This is a genomic window from Candidatus Fukatsuia endosymbiont of Tuberolachnus salignus, assembly GCF_964030845.1.
GTDB classification, from domain to species: Bacteria; Pseudomonadota; Gammaproteobacteria; order Enterobacterales; family Enterobacteriaceae; genus Fukatsuia; species Fukatsuia symbiotica.
In genome coordinates, this window is sequence record NZ_OZ034983.1 from 645,328 (window position 1) to 664,981 (window position 19,654).

A 19,654-nucleotide genomic window follows, 5' to 3' on the forward strand; every position below is an offset into this window, starting at 1 on the left:
AGGATGATTATGAATATCTGATGTTACCCAGCCTGCAAATTATGGATGAATTCGTTTACACTAGGAAGAAATAGCTCATTGCATGGAATATAAAGATATGTTGCAATTTTTCAATCGTTGCTTTAAAGGGCGCAGTGCCTGGTTTTTAATCGGTCTGTCAGGGATAATTCTTGAACTCATCGCGCTTTATTTCCAACACATCATGTTGATGCAACCCTGTGTGATGTGTATTTATGAACGTTGTGTGTTACTGGGAATTATTGTTGCATCATTAATAGGTGCTCTCTTTCCTAATTCACCACTACGCTATGTCGCTATTTTTTTGTGGCTATACAGTGCTGGCAAAGGTATTCAATTAACCTGGCAACATATCATGCAACAATTATTTCCATCCCCCTTTAGTCGCTGCGATTTTTTTGTTGATTTCCCCACATGGTTGCCACTAGACAAATGGTTGCCAAGTATATTTGTTGCCCAGGGTGATTGTTCACTGCAACAATGGCAATTTATGTCGTTTAGCATGCCGCAGTGGTTATTGGCGATTTTTTCTACTTATCTGTTGATCGGTATATTGGTTCTTATGAGTCAATGGATAAAACCGAAAAGACCTTATCTTTTTAAACGCTAATTTTTATTGATCATCTTAACTGAAGTGGCACCGAAAAAGTGCCATTTTTTATTCGTATCGTTAAATATATCTATCAATAAAAATACAATCACATTCTCATTAAAAAATATATCTATTTCATTAGATATAGATGATTTATGTGTCATTAAGAGATTTACAGTGATAGTTTACTACCTGATCTGCATTTGGCGGTGTACCCCATCGATATATTAAGTGATACTGTTATAGTGACGCTTTAAAATTTTCAGGTAAAAGCAACATAGTTAAAAAATCTCATAAATCATGAAAGTTAATGACTATCTGATTCTATCAAGTTTATTGATAATATGATCTTCCCAGTCAAATACTTCACTTTCATGTACGGCAATATTGCGTACCGAAATACGTTCACCATGCATTGCGGTTTTCGATCCTGTTAACAACGGGTGCCACAGAGGCAAATCATGGCCTTCAGCGAGTGCACGGTAAGCACAGGTATGAGGAAGCCAGTTGAGTGTTGTCAAATTTTCACGCGTTAATTTAATGCAATTTTTTTCGTACTCAAAACGACGAGAATAGTGACGGCACTGACAAGTTTTGAGATTAAGCTGATTACAGGCCACATTAGTAAAGTAAATTTCGTCAGTGTTGGCATCGATAAGTTTATTTAAACAGCATTGACCGCATCCATCGCAAAGCGATTCCCACTCTTCGTCTGACATTTCAGCCAAAGTTTTTTGTTGCCAAAAAGGAAGTTGTGACATATTCAGTATCCATTGCAATATGAGTTCAGGCTAAGTTAACAACTGCTGAAGTATCGATACACAAAAACTTGTTTGGAATCTATTGTGTTCGCTAATAATAGTATCCACATACATCTTTCTCTTTACAGGAGTAATAATCCCGTTCTTTTTTCCCCCTTTGAGCTTCTTGTCGTTCCAGTCTTTCTTCCTGTATCTTTTCTTCCATTATTCTAGCAGCTTCTTTCTTAGCATCTTCTTCTGCTGCTGCTTTTTTCTGTAATTCCTCAAGATCGTCTAACTGTTTTCTTTTTTCCAAATATTCAGGTGAAGGTTGGCTGTGCTCAGGCACAGGAGGGTGATAAGTAAAATCAGGGCTAGCAAGGCAAAAGGTAAAAGGCGCTGCACCGCTAACTAGCAATAGACCGAGAAATTTTCGTTTCATTATTAATCTCCGTGCATAACCTCAGTATCAGTAAAGGCAGTATCATATATCACAATGCTAAAACCTTCTACGGAGTCATTGATTCAGGGTTTTGCGTCCAGGTATTCAGAATTTTTTCTAAAAAACTGAAAATTTGTGGCTAATATAGAGGCCGTTAACCTTAAGGCTGTGTTAGCATGGTGAACCGGATTGTCTGACTTTTTTGGAATTAATGAGCTATCAGGTTCTTGCCCGTAAGTGGCGCCCACAAACCTTTGATGCGGTGGTAGGTCAGCAACACGTGCTGACGGCATTGGCTAATGGCCTTTCGTTAGGGCGTATTCACCACGCCTACCTTTTATCCGGCACGCGTGGCGTTGGAAAAACGTCGATTGCCCGCTTGTTGGCGAAGGGGCTTAACTGTGAGCAAGCAATCACCTCGACTCCTTGTGGACAATGCACTCATTGCCAGGAAATAGAGCAAGGACGTTTTGTCGATTTGATCGAAATTGATGCCGCTTCACGTACTAAAGTGGAAGACACTCGTGAACTATTGGATAATGTACAATATGTGCCGGCGCGTGGTCGTTTTAAAGTTTATCTGATCGATGAAGTTCATATGCTCTCTCGTCACAGCTTCAACGCACTGTTGAAAACGCTAGAAGAGCCCCCCGCTCATGTAAAATTTGTTCTTGCCACGACTGATGCACAAAAATTGCCGGTCACTGTCCTTTCACGTTGTCTGCAATTTCATCTGAAAGCGTTAAATGTGCAACAAATCTGTACTCAGTTGGAAAAAATCTTACAGGCCGAAGGAATTATCAGTGATCCTCACGCTCTGCAGTTATTAGCTAAAGCAGCGAACGGTAGTATGCGCGACGCACTGAGCCTGACCGATCAAGCCATTGCCATCGGACAAGGCAAAGTGACTACGGCTCCCGTCAACCAAATGCTTGGCACGCTGGATGGTGCACAGCCATTAGCCATTATTGAAGCACTGGTTAGCGCTGATGGCGTACAATTAATGGCTCAGGTAGAACAAGTGGCATCACGGGGTGTCGACTGGGAAAACCTCCTTATTGAGGCGTTAACGTTATTACATCGTATTGCTATGATGCAATTATTGCCTACACCCTTCGATAGTCCGCTAAATGATCAGGATACGCTAACAGAACAACGTTTACACGAACTGGCAAAAATACTGCCTCCAACTGATATTCAGCTTTACTACCAAACGCTACTTATCGGGCGCAAAGAACTGTCTTATGCCCCAGATAGACGTATGGGGGTAGAAATGACTTTACTGCGTGCATTGGCATTTCATCCACAAACACCTATCTCGGAACCTCAGGTGCGACCGTTGAACACGCCACAAAAAAATATTACTGTTACTCCACCACTTGTTAGCTCTACGATTAATGATATAGATAGCACTAACAACGAAACCCGATCTACTCCCTCTACTATCACGGTTCAGTTGTTGCAGGCACAAACACAGTTATTCCAGCAAAAAAAAGATCTATCGACTAAGAAAAAACCATCCGCTGAAAAAAGCCTACCAGTTGAAAAAAACAGGACAGATACAAAAAAGGCTTATCACTGGCAGGCGAAAACGCAGCCGATTGCCGTAAAAGCGGTGACGATACTACAAACTTTACGTAACGCATTACAAAATAAAGAAAACCCTGAACTAATGGAAAAATTGACGCAAGAAGCCATTATTCGCGATCCCTGGGCTAAGGAGCTAGATAAGCTAACTATGCCTAAAATGGTACAGCAGCTAGCACTAAACACGTTTAAACAACAAATTGCGCCTGAGAATATTTGCCTCCACTTACGCTCTGCACAACGCCATTTGAACTCCTTGTCGACACAAAAAACCTTAGCCGATGCGCTGAGCGCTTTGTACGGTAAACAGGTTGAACTCGAGGTGGTTGAAGATGATAATACGGCACAACTCACTCCGTCAGAATGGCGCCAAGCCATTTACGCAGAAAAACTGGCGCAGGCGCGTCAATCGATTGTGGCGGATAACAACATCCAAACGCTACGTCGTTTTTTTGATGCTGATCTGGATGAAGAAAGTATCACACCAATCTAATTATTCAGCTAATGTTACAAAGTACCCTTTTAACTCCCGCGATCAATACATGATACAGCACCGCGGCCTGACGACGAGAAATCACTATGTTAAATATCCTGGAACAAGCCCAGAAAATGCAAGACCGTATGCAAAAAGTGCAAGAAACATTCGCCGAATTAGAAGTAATCGGTGAGTCAGGAGCAGGTTTAATAAAAGTGACTCTAAGTGGAACCTACAATTGTAAGCGAGTTGAAATTGATCCCAGCCTGATGAATGATGGTCAACAAATGTTAGAAGAATTGACTGCAGCCGCGTATAACGATGCAGTGAAGCGTCTTACGGCACTACAAAAAAAGAAAATGGCATCTGTGGTCAACGAAATACCATTACCCCCAGGCATGCAGATACCATTCTGATGTCAACCCCTCTTTTACTTGGATCCTTGATGGAAGCATTACGCTGTTTACCTGGTGTCGGCTTGAAATCAGCGCAACGGATGGCTTTCCATTTATTACAACGGGATCGTAGTGGTGGTATGCGATTAGCGCAATCGCTGACACAGGCGATGTCTAACATTGGCCATTGTGTCAGTTGCCGTACTTTTACCGAGGAAAAGAGTTGTACTGTTTGTGTTAATCCGTATCGACAGAAAAATGGTCAAATCTGTGTGGTTGAAAGCCCAGCGGATGTCCATGCTATCGAGCAAACCGGTCAATTTTCTGGTCGTTATTTTGTGCTAATGGGGCGTTTGTCTCCGTTGGATGGCATCGGTCCCACTGATATTGGTTTGGATTTATTAGCAAGTCGCCTGGCAAGTGAGACTTTCAGTGAGGTGATCCTGGCGACAAACCCTACGGTTGAAGGGGATGCCACGGCACGGTATATCGGTGGAATCTGTCAGCAATATCGGGTTCCAGCTAGCCGAATTGCTCATGGTGTACCCGTTGGTGGTGAACTGGAAATGGTTGATGGCACCACTTTATCGCATTCATTGATTGGGCGACAGAGGCTAATATACTGACATCATTCTTAGAACCTGTTCGAAATCTCTTGTGCTCGCCGTATTTTGGTCAAGTCATTCGTCAAAAACGTGCTCAAAATACTCATTTATTTCCTTTTGTATACAAAGAGTAAACTGTGCTTTTTCACCCATTTTTTCCTTGTCTGAGCGGTCGTTCAAGAAAATTTGGATAGGTTCTTAATGGTCATAGATGACTCGTTCATTGATTGACTTGCGAATAATTCATTGACCATCGTCTCTTTTTGCTGATTTTTCGATTTTCTCACTTGAAACCCTTCATTGTTACCCCCATTTAGTTGACACTGCTTTATTTACCAGCCTTGGATTGAGGTAATTTAATGAATATGAAAAATCAAGAAACTCGTGGATTTCAATCTGAAGTCAAACAATTGCTCCATTTGATGATCCACTCGCTTTATTCCAATAAAGAAATATTTTTGCGTGAACTGATTTCAAACGCTTCGGATGCCGCTGATAAACTGCGTTTTCGTGCACTTTCGATGCCTGAACTCTATGCCGGCGATGCTGTATTGCGAGTTCGTGTCTCGGTTGATAAAGAAAAACGCACGTTGACCCTAAGCGATAACGGCATTGGTATGAGTTATGATGAAGTGATTGATAATTTGGGAACCATTGCTAAATCGGGCACCAAAAATTTCCTTGCGTCTCTGGGGTCAGATCAAGCCAAAGACAGTCAGTTAATTGGTCAATTTGGCGTTGGCTTTTATTCTGCTTTTATCGTAGCAGATAAAGTCACTGTTCGTACCCGTGCTGCTGGTGAGCCAACCGATGCCGGCGTATTTTGGGAATCTGCCGGAGAGGGTGATTATACTATCGCCACCATCCCCAAAGAAGATCGCGGTACTGAAATTACACTGCATCTACGTGAAGGTGAAGATGAATATCTCGACAACTGGAAAATACGCTCAGTCATCAAAAAGTATTCCGACCATATCGAGTTACCGGTAGAAATCGAAAATAAAACAAAAGTAGAACCCGCGGTAGAAACCAAAAAAGATGAAAACGTAGATGCAGATAACGAATCTGTTGTCGACGCTGAAGCGAGTGATGATACCGCTCAAGATCCTCCAGTGCCTAATGAAACAGAGGAAACGGTCACCTGGGAACCGATTAACAAAGCCAAGGCACTATGGCTCCGTAGTAAAAGTGAAATTAAGGACGAGGAGCACAAAGAATTTTACAAGCATATCTCTCACGATTTTAACGATCCATTAGTTTGGAGCCACAACCGTGTGGAAGGTAAGCAAGACTATACCAGCTTACTGTATATCCCTAAACAAGCACCTTGGGATTTGTGGAACCGTGAACACAAACACGGGTTAAAGCTTTATGTGCAGCGGGTATTCATTATGGACGAAGCAGAACAGTTCCTGCCTAACTATCTGCGCTTTACTCGTGGTTTAGTTGATTCGAATGATCTACCGCTCAATGTATCACGCGAACTTTTGCAAGATACCAAAATTACTCAAAATTTGCGGAGCGCATTAACAAAACGTGTGTTGAAAATGTTGACAGATCTGGCCGAAAAAGACAGCGAAAAATATCAGCAGTTCTGGCAACAATTTGGTCTGGTCTTAAAAGAGGGACCAGCCGAAGATCATGCTAATAAAGAAAGCATGACTAAACTATTACGCTTTGCTTCAACACATAATGACAGCTCAGAACAAACCATTTCTCTGGAGGATTATAAAGGACGAATGACAGCGGAGCAGGATAAAATTTACTTTATCACTGCTGATAGCTACACCGCGGCGAATAGCAGTCCACACCTGGAATTATTCCGCAAGAAAGGGGTTGAAGTGCTACTATTATCCGATCGTATCGATGAATGGATGATGAGCCATCTAACTGAATTTGAAGGTAAAGCATTCCAATCAGTGAGTCAGGTTGACGATTCGTTAAAAAAGCTGGCTGATGAAGAAACCCCTGAACAACAAGCAGCAGAAAAGGCGTTGGCGCCTTGTATCGAAAGAGTAAAAACACTGTTAGGCGACAGGGTAAAAGATGTACGATTAACACATCGTTTAACAGGGACGCCGGCTATCGTCACCACGGATAGCAATGAAATGGGCACTCAGATGGCGAAATTATTTACTGCTGCCGGCCAAAAAGCGCCGGAAGTAAAATATATTCTCGAGCTAAATCCAGAGCATGAATTAGTTAAACGTGTTGCTAAAACTGAGGATGAGAGTCAATTTGCAGAGTGGGTCGAGCTATTTTTTGAGCAGGCGTTACTGACTGAACGAGGTACGTTAGACAATCCTAGCCAATTTATGAACCGCATGAATAAGCTACTATTGAGCGCGTAATTTTTCTTAATTGCCCCCCTAGCAAAAGCCGTGGTTGCCATTTATAAGTCTCCCACGGCTTCTTCGTCAAAAAACGAAAAAACAACAGATTTCTTACAAAACCTACTATTCATTTTTATCCATTTAGTTCGCTGAAAAATCCAAATGGCATGTTCTAAAAATCTCGTCTAGCACGGATCCCATTGCTTTACTGCCTTGAGCCACGCCCCTATGCGATGCTATAGTTGCATGCACATATAAAACAATAGACTTCTTGCAAAATCTACCCTGTACTGCAAATTCTGTGTTACGTGGTTGTTCGCAATCTTCATGTTCTCGCATGTACCGTGCAGTTACTGCGCTCTAGGCGCCTTGACTTCACAGTACTCGCTGTGGTTTTGCAAGAAGTCTACTATACAAAACTACATAATTAAGGGAATTTACGCAATGCGTATCATTCTGCTGGGCGCTCCGGGCGCTGGTAAAGGCACTCAAGCTCAATTCATCATGAAGGAATACGGCATCGCACAAATTTCCACCGGTGACATGTTGCGAGCTGCCGTTAGGACGGCTTCTGAGTTGGGTCTACAAGCAAAAAAAATCATGGACGAAGGCAAACTCGTCACTGACAAATTAGTTATCGCATTGGTTGAAGAACGCATCAAGCAAGATGATTGCCGTGATGGTTTTCTGCTTGACGGGTTTCCTCGAACTCTTCCTCAGGCAGATGCCATGAAAGCCGCGGGTATTAAGATAGATTATGTACTGGAATTTGCGGTGCCTGACAAAATCATCATCGAACGCATCGCTGGCCGCCGTGTTCATGCCGCCTCGGGTCGTATTTATCATATAAAATTTAACCCACCTAAAATTAAAGACAGAGATGACATCACTGGTGAGCAACTCAGTATTCGTAAAGATGACCAAGAGGAGACAGTACGTAAACGTCTGATTGAATATCACCAGCAAACTGAACCCTTGCTTTCCTATTATCGTCAAGAAGCGAATGAAGGTAACACGCACTATTTTAAACTCGATGGTAATCGCGAAGTCAGTGAAATCAGCGCCGAATTAGCCACTATCCTTGGTGAATCATGCGATGATTTTTTATCTGTTTTGAGCAAATGTAAGTAAAGATTACAATCGGTAAAAGTTGCCACAAATAAAGGTTGTCGTAAGTAAAAATGATAGTTATCATGCCCGCTCTGTTTAGCTTGTGGTCTGATTGGGTGGCTTGGTAAGCCATGTGTTGTATAATGAATAGTAAAGGAATTAGGCATAATGCACAATAAAGTTGGTGTACTAATGGTTAATTTAGGTACGCCTGATGCGCCTACTTCTCCTGCTGTCAAAAATTACCTGGCACAATTTCTCAGTGATCGCAGAGTCATCGAGACCTCGCCTTTATTGTGGTGGCCGTTATTGCATGCAGTGATCCTGCCGTTTCGTGCATCCCGTCTTGCTAAACTTTATCAATCCATCTGGATGGAAGAAGGGTCGCCGTTGTTAGTTTATAGTCAGCGCCAACAAAAAGCCTTAGCGGCACGCCGCCTGCCAGATGTCTCTGTTGAGTTAGGCATGAGTTACGGTTCACCCTGTTTAGCTAAGGCGATTAAAAAACTGTTATCACAAAACCTGACTAAGCTCATTATCTTACCCCTTTATCCACAATATTCCGCTTCGACCAGTGCAGCCGTTTGGGATGCCGTAGCGGATATTTTAAAAAGATACCGCTGCTTGCCATCCATTCATTTTATCCGCGACTATGCCGAGCATCCAGCCTATATTGATGCATTAAAACAAAGTGTTGAGCGCTCATTTAAAAAGCAGGGTCAGCCGGATAGGTTAATTGTTTCATTTCATGGTATTCCTAAACGTTATGCAAAACTGGGTGATGATTATCCTAAGCGCTGCGAAGACACCTACCGTGCGCTGCATACTGCTTTGGCGTTGCCAGAAAATAAGATGATCATGACGTATCAGTCACGCTTTGGCTGTCAGCCTTGGTTAACACCTTATACGGATAAAACATTAAAAAAATTACCCGTTCAGGGCGTGAAACATATCCAAGTCATATGCCCAGGTTTTGCAGCCGATTGTTTGGAAACCTTAGAAGAGATCAAGCAACAGAACCGTGAGATATTTCTAAAAGCGGGCGGGGAAAAATTCGAGTATATCCCGGCATTGAATGACGCGCCGGCGCATATTGATTTATTAGAACAGTTAATTGTTGTGAATGCATAATAAAAAAATATTGAATGAGATGATTGACCACTGATTTTTTTATGAAAATCTTTGTATTGTCGTGGTGATCGTATAGCGAGCAAGCCAAACGTATCTTTATTACCACAAAAATAAAAATTTAGAGAGCGTATTGGCGGCTGTAAGTCAAGGGCGGTAGCGTGTCTGATGCTCTAACACAGTGACTTAAAAACTAAATAAGCGGATATATACACATAACAAAAGCTCGTCGTGGTTTTTCTTGTGAAATAAATAAGTTACACAGAGATATGGTTATAAATTTTGAAAAACTTAACAAAAAAATCGATAAATTCGGTGTACAGCTTACAGTGAGATTAGGTGGCATATTAGTATTCGCTATCAGTATCATCACTGTGCTGCCAAAAATACTATAAGTGATGCAATAATTTTCCCAAATCCATAAAACCACATTTGAGTACCGAGGAAATGATGGCGACTCGTTATGACAGCGATTTTCACGGTTGGACGCAAGAGCAAGCTAATTTGCTCCGCGCTAACAATCTGAATCAGTTAGACACGAAAAACCTCCTGGAGGAGATCGAATCAATGGGACGCAGTGAACGCAGGGAATTGCGCTCTAGGCTAGAAATTCTACTTGCTTACCTCCTAAAATGGCAATATCAACCGGAAAAAAGTGGGCGTAGTTGGCAATTAACGATAGAAGAACAACGCGCTAAAATAATGGAATGTCTCGACGACTCTCCGAGTCTAAAAAACAAGCTCAATGAACACCTTGAAAAAGCCTATGCTTCTGCGCGCCGATTAGCTGAAAATGAAACACAAATGAGTCAATCGATATTTCCTAAACACTGTCCTTGGACGTTTGAGCAGATCATTAGTAGTGAATTTTTTCCTGATTAACCCTCGTTTTTGCTATCAACAAGTAAATTGGATAAAGCTGATAAAATAAAAAATTCATGTCTAAAGTTCACCACAGATATTCTTGAATATTCTCCATTAACCTATTGAAAACTTATTAATGTATCCAGAATCTTTTTTAAAATCGATTAACTCTGCTATTTTCTGGCGAGGATTCAGTAAATTATCAGGTCTAGCTAAGCATGTTATCATCGCTGGTGTTATTGGCTTGAGTGCTCAGCTCGATAGTTTTTTTATGATGATGGCGTTACTGGGTATCCTGGTGCTTTCTTGGGGTGAAATGGTTGATATCATGGCCGTTCCTCATATGGTACAAAGTTGGCAAAAAGGAGATACAGAAGAATTTAAAAAAATTGCATCGGGTTATATGACACTTACTTTGCTAGGATCCTTGTTACTGGCTTCACTGATTTATTTTTTTCGAGATAAATTACCGCTGTTGGCTATTGGCTTTGAAACGGAGAGAGGGCAACTTCTGATTGATGCTGTTCCTTGGTTGTTACCCGCCATTATTTTTTATATCCCTTTTCGGCATATTGGTGCTGTTTTACGCGCTAAGCGACAATTTTCACCGCTCTATCAAGCTGAATTTTTATTATCACTGGCTACATTGCTATGTGTAGGGTTCTTTAATCAACAGCACAATGTTTTATTTTGGTCTTATAGTCTTGGGATAATGGGGGCATTTTTATATCTTCTCGTGAGGAATTGGCGTTTTTTCCTCCCGCTTGGTAATCCTTTTTCACTCACTGTGCGTCAATCACTGGTAATGGCACCTGGACTCTTTATTCTACAAAGCGCACAATATGTTTACGTTTTAACTGACCAGATATTTGTTTCATTTTTACCTACCGGTATGGTTTCAGCATTGTTCTATGCCACGATTCTAATCTATTTGCTACCTAGTGTTATTGGTTTAGATAGTGCTTTTATTACAGTCATTTCAGAACAAACTGACAAACAACAACGAACAAAAAAAATTAATGATTTATTGGCATTAGTGATTTTTTTTAGTTTGGGTGCCACTCTCTTTATTCTCGTGGCAGGTAAAAACGTCATTGCAATGTTACTTGAGCGCGGTTTGTTCACCACAGCGGATACTCAAAGTGTTGCTATTGCTTTGATGGCATACAGTGGCGTCATTTTACCTTCTTTTCTTAATAAGCCCTTCGATCAAATTTTCCAAGTAGAGCGTAAAATTGGCTTAATAGTACGGCGCACTGTGCTGGGTTTTATGACTAATTTAATTCTAAACAGTGTATTTCTTTTTATCTTTCATTGGGGATTATTCGGTATTGCATTGTCTACTTCAATTAGTTATTGGGTAATGCTATTAACCAGTTTACAAGCGTTAAGAAAAATAGGTTATCCAATAGATTTATTACGTGCATTGAAATGGGGAATGTGGCTTGCTCTATTTTTAGCTATAACTTATTTCTGTTGTAGATTTGTTCTCATTTATTTTACTAATAATTTGGTAATATTGGCTTCATGTGCTTTATTAGTTGCTGGTGCTTTATTTTTAGCGGCACTATTTTACCAAGGTGAAGAGAAAAAATTAATAAAAATGGTCATTGAACGTTATAAAACATTCAGTCTTGTATGATATGTATTTTCTATATAAAATAGGCAGTTATTTATTAATAGTGAGTAGTGAGTAGTGAGTAGTGAGAATAAAATTATAAGGAATTTGCTTGTTAGGGTGCTGAATTTAAGTCAAAAAGATAAAGTACATATTACTCCTATTGGTGGTATGACAAACACTAACTACCTTGTGGTAACTGAGACAATGAAAGTCGTTTTACGTCTGCCTGGTATGGCTACTGAACATCTTATCAACCATAGTTATGAAAAGAACAACAGCAAATTAGCTGCCACAATTGGTATAAATACAGAAACGATTTATTTTGATAGTACTACAGGCATTAAAATAACTACGTATATTCCTAATGCAGAAACATTAAGTCCTAGTATTGTAAGAAAACAGGACAATATTGAAAAAATCAGTTTTTGTTTCCGTCGATTGCATCAATCAAACGTTAAATTTGCTAATGAGTTTAATGTTTTTTCTGAATATAAAAGATATAAAGATATTTTATTAGATTTAGGTAATGCCTATTGTAGCCTTCCTCATTACAAGGCTATTCTTGATTACTTTCATGAAGCACAGAAAATTTTACAAAAATTAGATCAAGATAGATGCCCTTGTCATAATGATTTAGTTGCCGCAAATATTGTTAAAAGTGGCGATAGAATTTATTTAATTGATTGGGAATATTCTGGCATGAATGATCCAATGTGGGATTTAGCCTCACATTTTTTGGAATGCCAATTTACCCCTGAGGAAGAGAAAATTTTTTTAACTTTCTACTTTGCAGGAAATATTCCAGATAGATCCAGACAAAAAATACTGTTATTTAAATTTACTCAGGATGTATTGTGGACATTTTGGACAGCAATAAAAGAAAAAAATGGTAACAATTTTGGTGATTATGGTATCAATCGATTTAAAAATGCATATCAACTGATGTATCAATATCAATATCAATATCAATATGAAAAATAGCACAAGAGCAGGAACTTATTATGGCCTACTCTCTGGCGTTTTATGGGGGGCAAGTGGTACCTTAGTGGGGATGGTGTTGATAGACAAACATCTGCAGAATCTTTTATTTGCTCCTATAATTTTAGCATTTATCAGTGATTTTTTATCAAGTGGTTACATGCTATTTTACCTTATCAAAAAAAAGTACCCTGTTAAAGAAGCACTGACTGAGCGTAAAGCACTAATTATATCTGTTGCTGCTCTGTGTGGTGGACCCATCGGTATGTCTTGCTATTTTATGGCAATTAAATACATCGGAGTTGGCTATGCAGCGACTATTTCTGCGTCTTATCCTGCTTTTGGTGCTTTAATTGCTTTTTTATTTCTAAAAGATAAATTACATAAAATCGGCGTATTAGGGCTTTTTCTATCAATCATTACCACGATGACTTTAGGGTACGGTGCTGCGACAGATTCAGAATTTAGTCTGATAGGACTTTTATTTGCCTTAATGTGTGCTGTCAGTTGGGGTTTGGAAGTAGTGATAAGTTCTTATGGTATGAGAAAATCTATTTCTCCTGATGTCGCTTATTTTATTCGACAAATTTCATCATCTTTTGGCTATGTACTTTTATTTGCAAGCGTGATTCCTTTTTCTGATATTACAGAATATTATTTTATGGATCTAAAAATAATATTACAGATAGTTGTGGTATCACTCATAGCAACGGGTTCTTACCTCTACTACTATCGGTCTATTAATCTTGTTGGTCCTATTCGTGCGATGGGACTGAATATTACTTATGCTGTTTGGGCTGTTTTATTCGGCTGGTCAATATCAAATAATAAACTCGATGCCCAGTTGATTATATTATGCTGTATTATTATGATAGGGTCTTTCTTAACCGTCAGTAATCCTAAAAGTTTGTCCATATTATTAAGATATAATAAATGAATGCCATTATTCTAGCAGCAGGCTTAGGTTCGCGTTTTGGCGATATAACGAAAAAAAATCATAAAGCATTATTGCCTGTTGGTAGTATGCCTAATATTGAAAGAACAATTAATTCTTTGAAAGAATTTGGCATTATAGAAATTCATATTGTTACCGGACATATGCATCATTTATTTGAATATTTAAAAGAAAAACATGCTTGCAACTTGATTTATAATGAAAAATACGCACAATACAATAGTATTTATTCATTATACTGTGCGCAAGAATTTTTCAATGATACTTTGGTTATTGACGCTGATGTGGTATTACTAGAAAATATTTTTCAACAGTCATTGTACAGTTGCTATTATATTATTCAAAGGTCAAGATCAGAAGAAAATGAATGGGTACCCTGTCTAAATGAAGAGGGTTTTGTCGAGAATATTGTGGTGACGAATAAATATCTCCCTTCGTTGCTAGGTGTTTCGTACTGGGTTCAAACAGACTGTCAACTTATCAAAAAAAATTGTGGGAATATTTAAAAGATGAAAAAAACCTGATCAATCCAAAATTATATTGGGACAATATCCCTGTTTCTATATTAAAAAAACTCAAAATAAAAACATTTTTAGTGACGGAAACAGTAGCGGCTGAAATGGATACTTTGGATCATTATAAAATGATATCTAGTCAGTTAGGTTCGGCACCTATGGCAGCATTCAAACATTAACTATATCAGGAGATATTTTTATGCGATCCATCATTCTTACTGCTGGTCGTGGCTTACGTTTACAGCAACCTGAAGACCAGCAAATACCGAAGTGTCTGTTGCAATTTGGAGGCATGAGTTTACTCGAACGGCACCTTAGGCTACTCAAAAATGTTGGGATCGACGATATTGTTTTAGCACTGGGTTTCCGTCACGAATTGATTGAAGCTGAACTCCAGCGTCTCAGTTGGCAACCACGCCCTGAAATTGTACTGAATCCACATTTTGATCTCGGCAGTGTATTCACTGTTCACACTGTGACCGATGCCCTGATTCGGGGTGGAGATGTGTTGCTGATGGACTCCGATGTATTGTATGACGAACGTATCCTAGGTGCTTTGGTTTCGGATCCGCCATCAGCTAATCGTTTACTCATTGACTACGATTTCGAAGCAGGTGATGAACCCGTCAAACTGTGTTTACGCGACGGTGTACCCATTGAATTACGTAAGCAACCCGTCGCTGGCCTGCAATACGACACTGTTGGTGAGTCGGTTGGTTTCTTCCGTTTTGATCAGTCGAGCGCCCGACGTCTTGCTGCCATCGTTAACTATTATGTCGATAGCAACCGTGCACATCTGCCACATGAAGAAGCCGTACGTGATTTGCTACAAGAAGGTCATCACCTGTTCGATGTCAGTGACATCACAGGGTGCCCGTGGATAGAAATTGATTTTCCCGAGGATATGATGCGTGCAACCCATGAAGTCTTGCCGCAACTACAACCATTATTAGGAATTGTTTAATGAATACCGTTTCCCCCACTGATGCCATTGACTCTGCCGAAAGTCGCGTTACACAGACTCATTGCGCGCAATTACGCCAAATGTTGTTAAGTGATCAACTTGAATTTCTCATGGAAGCCCACAATGGTTTGTCTGCACGTATCGTACGCGAAGCCGGTTTTCGTGGCATTTGGGCGTCGGGTCTGTCGATTTCAGCGCAATTCGGTGTCCGCGATAACAATGAAGCAAGTTGGACCCAAGTGGTTGACATGCTTGAGTTTATGGTTGATGCCAGCAACCTGCCTATCTTACTTGATGGTGACACCGGTTACGGCAACTTTAACAATATGCGCCGCTTAGTGCGTAAGCTTGAACAACGGGGCGTTGCCGGTGTTTGCATAGAAGATAAGCAATTTCCAAAAACCAATAGCTTTCTCAATGGCGAACGCCAGCCGCTGGCAGAAATCGAAGAATTTGTCGGCAAAATTAAAGCCGGTAAGGACACTCAGAGCGATCCCAATTTTTCCATTGTCGCACGTGTCGAAGCATTGATTGCCGGTTGGGGCATGGATGAAGCCTTACACCGTGCCGAAGCTTACCGGCTCGCAGGAGCTGACGCGATTTTGATCCACAGTAAATTATCAAAACCGGACGAAATTGTCACTTTCGCACGTGAGTGGGCAGGTCGTAGCCCACTGGTCATCGTGCCAACCCGCTACTACAGCACACCGACCGACGTCTTTCGCCAAGCCGGTATCAGTACTGTAATCTGGGCAAACCATTCGGTACGTTCAGCAGCCTCAGCCATGCAAAGTGTCGTTAAGGAAATTTATCAAAGTCAGACGTTGATCAATGTAGAAGATCGCATTGCTTCCGTTAACGAAATTTTTCGTCTGCAAGATGCGGCTGAATACACTGCCGCTGAAGAAACTTATTTATCGGCTTCCAATGCCCCCGGTGCCGCGCTCGTGCTAGCGGCCAGTCGTGGGGCACGTGAGCTGGAGGCTATCACGCATGACCGCCCAAAAGTCATGTTACCGATTGCCGGTAAACCGCTGTTACGTTGGTTGGTCGATGGTTTTAAAAAAGAGGGTATTAATGACATCACGGTAGTCGGTGGTTATCGTACGGAGGCAATCGATAATACCGGAATTAAACTGGTCGTCAATCAACGTTACGCAACAACCGGTGAGTTGGTATCACTGGCCTGTGCCATCGATACATTTAACGGCGATGTCGTGATCTCCTATGGTGATTTATTATTTCGTCACTATGTATTACGTGATCTGGTCGAGAGCAATGCTGAGTTTTGTGTCGCCGTTGATTCGTCACAAACAGGTGCTGACAACCGTACTGTACGTAATTTCGCTTACTGTACGGTCAAAGACGATCGAGGCATGTTTGGTCAAAAGGTATTGCTCAAGCATGTCACCAACGGTTTAACCACCGTGCTTTCTGAAGATACTCTGGCGCAAGGACGCTGGATTGGCCTACTGAATGTGCGTGGTAAAGGGCTAACTAAATTGAAGACGGTGTTAACAAATCTACGTAGGCAACCTGATTTCGATACGTTTGGTATGCCAGAACTACTCAATGCGTTGATCGCAGAGGGTGCCTCCATAGAAGTACTTTATGTGCATGGTCATTGGCGTAGCGTGAACGATCTCAGTGATTTCACCAATGCGCAGACGCCGCTAAAAAGTATAGAGGATGTGTCGTACGAACAGGAGATCGATCGATGATTGAAGCACGCCAGTTTGTTGAAGCGGCGCGTGAAAAAGGCTTTGACTGGTATGCCGGTGTGCCGTGCTCCTATTTAACCCCCTTTATCAATTATGTGCTGCAAGACCCCTCTCTACATTACGTATCCATGGCTAATGAAGGCGATGCCGTCGCGTTGATTGCGGGTGTTGCACTCTCGGGGGCGCCTGGGTTGTCTCACCGGCGTGGTATTACAATGATGCAAAATTCGGGGCTGGGTAACGCAGTCAGTCCCTTGACGTCGTTGACGTGGACATTTCGTCTGCCACAGTTATTAATCGTGACCTGGCGGGGTCAGCCGGGTGTCGCTGATGAGCCACAGCATGCATTGATGGGTCCGATTACACCCGCGATACTGGAAAAGATGGCGATCCCTTGGGAAGTGTTTCCTACCGAGCCTGATGCCATCGTCCCAGCTCTGGATAGGGCAATAGCCCATATGGACAAAACGGGGCGACCCTATGCGCTAGTGATGCAAAAGGGGAGTGTGGCTTCTTATCCGCTCAAATCTAGTGTCACTACAGTGTCGAATACTAAATCCGTCTCCTGCGTAGTGTCGAAATGGCGCGGCCTTGAGTCTACAGCGAGACCATCACAATGCCAGGCGTTGCAAAAGGTGGTCACTCAGACGCCAACCGTTTCGACGGTGGTTTTTGCATCAACGGGATTTTGTGGGCGGGTATTGTATGCCATCGACGATCGACCCAATCAGTTATATATGGTCGGATCAATGGGTTGTGTGGTGCCATTGGCGCTCGGATTCGCCTTGGCACGCCCAGATTTAAGGGTGGTGATACTCGATGGTGATGGTGCAGCATTGATGCGTATGGGAGCATTTGCCACTGTGGGTGCTTATGGTTTGTCCAACCTGCAACATCTATTACTCGACAATGGCGTACACAATTCAACCGGAGGACAAGCGACAGTGTCGTCTCATCTCTCATTTGCGGGTGTTGCCGCGGCCTGCGGTTACGTGTCGTCACTTGAAACGGATGATATTGAAGAAATCGATACTTGGTTAAGTTCAGCGCCCTTAGCTGGCCCCCGTTTTGCCTGCCTGTTGACGAACACCGGCATGCCTGAAAGTTTACCCCGTCCCTCTATGACTCCTGTTGAGGTGAAAACACGTTTGATGCGACATATTAACCCGACTACTGGAGTTAACTAATGCTATTACTCAATCCTGGCCCTGTCACACTCACAGAATCTGTACGTAGCAGTTTATTACAGCCTGATTTATGTCATCGTGAAAGCGAATTTTTTGATTTGCAAGATGAGATAAAAATGCGGATCTTAAAGGTTTATGCGCTGGATCCCGCAGAGTGGGCAGCAGTACTTATCACAGGATCAGGTACGGCTGCTGTTGAAAGTATGTTGGCGGCATTGATCCCTAAAACAGGTCGCTTGCTCATTGTTGAGAACGGTGTTTATGGTGATCGTATCGCACAAATTGCTGCCCAGTACGATATTGTGCATACCAGGATCGTCGGTGATTGGATGCAGGAACCTAACCTCGATGTGATTGCCGCGGAACTTGATGCGACACCTAAAGATCAGCGTTTCACTCATTTGGCCATGGTACACCACGAGACCACGACCGGGCGACTTAACGATTTGCACTCTCTGAGCAAATTATGTCGTGAACGTGGCATCAAGTTACTTGTCGATGCGGTTAGCAGTTTCGGTGCGGAACCATTAGATTTTTCCGACGAAAGCCTAGTCGGCATCGCGGCAACGGCTAATAAATGCCTGCATGCGGTGCCAGGTGTGTCTTTTGTGATAGTACGGCGTAGTGCACTGATTCAGGCAACCTGTCGTACCTATTATCTTGATCTTGTCCGATTGGTACGCTTGCAAGATCAACGTAATACGCCATTCACACCTGCGGTACATGCCTATTATGCGTTAGCGGCAGCACTGCGTGAATTCGAAAAACAGGGCGGTCGAAGCGCACGTTACCAACATTATTCAGCACTGGCCGAACAGGTACGGACAGGAATGGAGGCGCTCGGAATTGAGTCAGTCATACCCATTTCTCAGTCATCAGTCGTGCTACGTGCTTACCGTTTACCGACAGGGCTTACCTATGCCAGGTTACATGATGCATTGAAAGCAGAAGGTTTTGTGATCTATGCGGGGCAAGGAGATTTATCGAAAACACTGTTTCGGATCTCCACTATGGGCAATCTAACTGCAGCTGATATCTGCCGACTGCTGGAAGGCGTTGCTAAAGTTATAGAGCCAAAAGATGAGCTAACTTTTACGTAAAATCAAGTGATTTCTAAATATATTAGTGGGATATACATAAATGAAATATAAAGCATGTGATGATAGAGATGTGGCGGAATTACCCGTTAAGCCTTTTTATGATGATCTTCAAGTAGATTCGTTAAATATTCACTTTAATCATGCCGAAATTGAAGAAAGAAAAAGTAATAAGCTTATAGCTATAAAGCAAGTTTTTAATTCACATGCTATTAAAGCCAGTAGGATGATTAATCCTGGATGCGGAAGCGGCTATGCTTCCAATTTAGCGACATGCTTAAATTTAGACTATTTAGGGATGGATTTTAGCAGTCAATAAATTATGTT

19 protein-coding genes are annotated in these 19,654 nt (G+C 41.7%); 17 read left to right on the top strand and 2 right to left on the bottom strand.

Annotated elements, in window-relative coordinates; genetic code table 11:
- Positions 1-97 precede the first annotated feature (97 nt).
- Positions 98-628: a disulfide bond formation protein DsbB gene (gene dsbB / locus AAHH42_RS03285; RefSeq protein WP_072550398.1), complete on the top strand. Its 531-nt coding sequence runs from the start codon at positions 98-100 to the stop codon at positions 626-628.
- A gap of 296 nt (positions 629-924) precedes the next feature.
- Here dsbB and AAHH42_RS03290 read toward each other — a convergent pair whose 3' ends face one another.
- Positions 925-1,371, bottom strand: a complete 447-nt coding sequence (locus AAHH42_RS03290; RefSeq protein ID WP_072550390.1) for a YcgN family cysteine cluster protein — start codon at positions 1,369-1,371, stop codon at positions 925-927.
- A gap of 91 nt (positions 1,372-1,462) precedes the next feature.
- Positions 1,463-1,792, bottom strand: a complete 330-nt coding sequence (locus tag AAHH42_RS03295; RefSeq protein ID WP_072550389.1) for a hypothetical protein — start codon at positions 1,790-1,792, stop codon at positions 1,463-1,465.
- 211 nt (positions 1,793-2,003) lie between these two features.
- Between AAHH42_RS03295 and dnaX the strand changes: the two genes are divergently transcribed.
- The 16 genes from dnaX (at position 2,004) to AAHH42_RS03375 (ending at position 19,646) form a co-directional block, all read left to right on the top strand.
- Entirely contained in the window at positions 2,004-3,872 is a 1,869-nt protein-coding gene (gene dnaX, locus AAHH42_RS03300) for a DNA polymerase III subunit gamma/tau (RefSeq protein ID WP_072550388.1), read from the top strand.
- A gap of 86 nt (positions 3,873-3,958) precedes the next feature.
- On the top strand, positions 3,959-4,270 hold the full coding sequence (locus AAHH42_RS03305) for a YbaB/EbfC family nucleoid-associated protein (protein WP_072550387.1): 312 nt from the start codon (positions 3,959-3,961) through the stop codon (positions 4,268-4,270).
- Positions 4,270-4,875, top strand: a complete 606-nt coding sequence (gene recR / locus AAHH42_RS03310; RefSeq protein WP_072550386.1) for a recombination mediator RecR — start codon at positions 4,270-4,272, stop codon at positions 4,873-4,875. The genes AAHH42_RS03305 and recR overlap by 1 nt, the downstream gene beginning before the upstream one ends.
- A gap of 344 nt (positions 4,876-5,219) precedes the next feature.
- A complete protein-coding gene (gene htpG / locus AAHH42_RS03315; RefSeq protein ID WP_119797693.1) occupies positions 5,220-7,205 on the top strand; it encodes a molecular chaperone HtpG in 1,986 nt (661 codons plus the stop codon).
- A gap of 426 nt (positions 7,206-7,631) precedes the next feature.
- The gene (gene adk / locus AAHH42_RS03320) at positions 7,632-8,318 is read left to right on the top strand and encodes an adenylate kinase (RefSeq protein WP_072550385.1); all 687 of its coding nucleotides are present in this window, start codon (positions 7,632-7,634) and stop codon (positions 8,316-8,318) included.
- A 144-nt stretch (positions 8,319-8,462) separates the two neighbouring features.
- Positions 8,463-9,428 (top strand): ferrochelatase, encoded by a 966-nt coding sequence (hemH, locus tag AAHH42_RS03325; protein ID WP_072550384.1) that lies wholly within the window; start codon positions 8,463-8,465, stop codon positions 9,426-9,428.
- A gap of 447 nt (positions 9,429-9,875) precedes the next feature.
- Positions 9,876-10,307: a DUF29 domain-containing protein gene (locus AAHH42_RS03330; protein WP_072550383.1), complete on the top strand. Its 432-nt coding sequence runs from the start codon at positions 9,876-9,878 to the stop codon at positions 10,305-10,307.
- Between the two features lie 118 nt (positions 10,308-10,425).
- Entirely contained in the window at positions 10,426-11,931 is a 1,506-nt protein-coding gene (locus AAHH42_RS03335; protein WP_342221677.1) for a lipid II flippase MurJ, read from the top strand.
- A 96-nt stretch (positions 11,932-12,027) separates the two neighbouring features.
- Positions 12,028-12,891 (top strand): phosphotransferase, encoded by an 864-nt coding sequence (locus AAHH42_RS03340; RefSeq protein WP_342221678.1) that lies wholly within the window; start codon positions 12,028-12,030, stop codon positions 12,889-12,891.
- Positions 12,881-13,825: a DMT family transporter gene (locus AAHH42_RS03345; RefSeq protein WP_342221680.1), complete on the top strand. Its 945-nt coding sequence runs from the start codon at positions 12,881-12,883 to the stop codon at positions 13,823-13,825. The genes AAHH42_RS03340 and AAHH42_RS03345 overlap by 11 nt, the downstream gene beginning before the upstream one ends.
- Positions 13,822-14,349 carry an NTP transferase domain-containing protein gene (locus AAHH42_RS03350; protein ID WP_342221681.1) on the top strand — a complete coding sequence of 176 codons (528 nt, stop codon included), beginning with the start codon at positions 13,822-13,824 and terminating at the stop codon, positions 14,347-14,349. The genes AAHH42_RS03345 and AAHH42_RS03350 overlap by 4 nt, the downstream gene beginning before the upstream one ends.
- Positions 14,350-14,557: 208 nt before the next feature.
- Positions 14,558-15,322, top strand: a complete 765-nt coding sequence (locus AAHH42_RS03355; protein ID WP_342221682.1) for a phosphocholine cytidylyltransferase family protein — start codon at positions 14,558-14,560, stop codon at positions 15,320-15,322.
- Complete coding sequence (aepX, locus tag AAHH42_RS03360; RefSeq protein WP_342221683.1) at positions 15,322-17,043, top strand: phosphoenolpyruvate mutase; 1,722 nt, start codon at positions 15,322-15,324, stop codon at positions 17,041-17,043. Before AAHH42_RS03355 ends, aepX begins: the two co-directional genes overlap by 1 nt.
- A complete protein-coding gene (aepY, locus tag AAHH42_RS03365) occupies positions 17,040-18,230 on the top strand; it encodes a phosphonopyruvate decarboxylase (RefSeq protein ID WP_072550376.1) in 1,191 nt (396 codons plus the stop codon). The genes aepX and aepY overlap by 4 nt, the downstream gene beginning before the upstream one ends.
- Positions 18,230-19,330: a 2-aminoethylphosphonate aminotransferase gene (locus tag AAHH42_RS03370; RefSeq protein ID WP_072550375.1), complete on the top strand. Its 1,101-nt coding sequence runs from the start codon at positions 18,230-18,232 to the stop codon at positions 19,328-19,330. The genes aepY and AAHH42_RS03370 overlap by 1 nt, the downstream gene beginning before the upstream one ends.
- 40 nt (positions 19,331-19,370) lie before the next feature.
- Positions 19,371-19,646: a hypothetical protein gene (locus AAHH42_RS03375; protein WP_072550374.1), complete on the top strand. Its 276-nt coding sequence runs from the start codon at positions 19,371-19,373 to the stop codon at positions 19,644-19,646.
- Positions 19,647-19,654 lie beyond the last annotated feature (8 nt).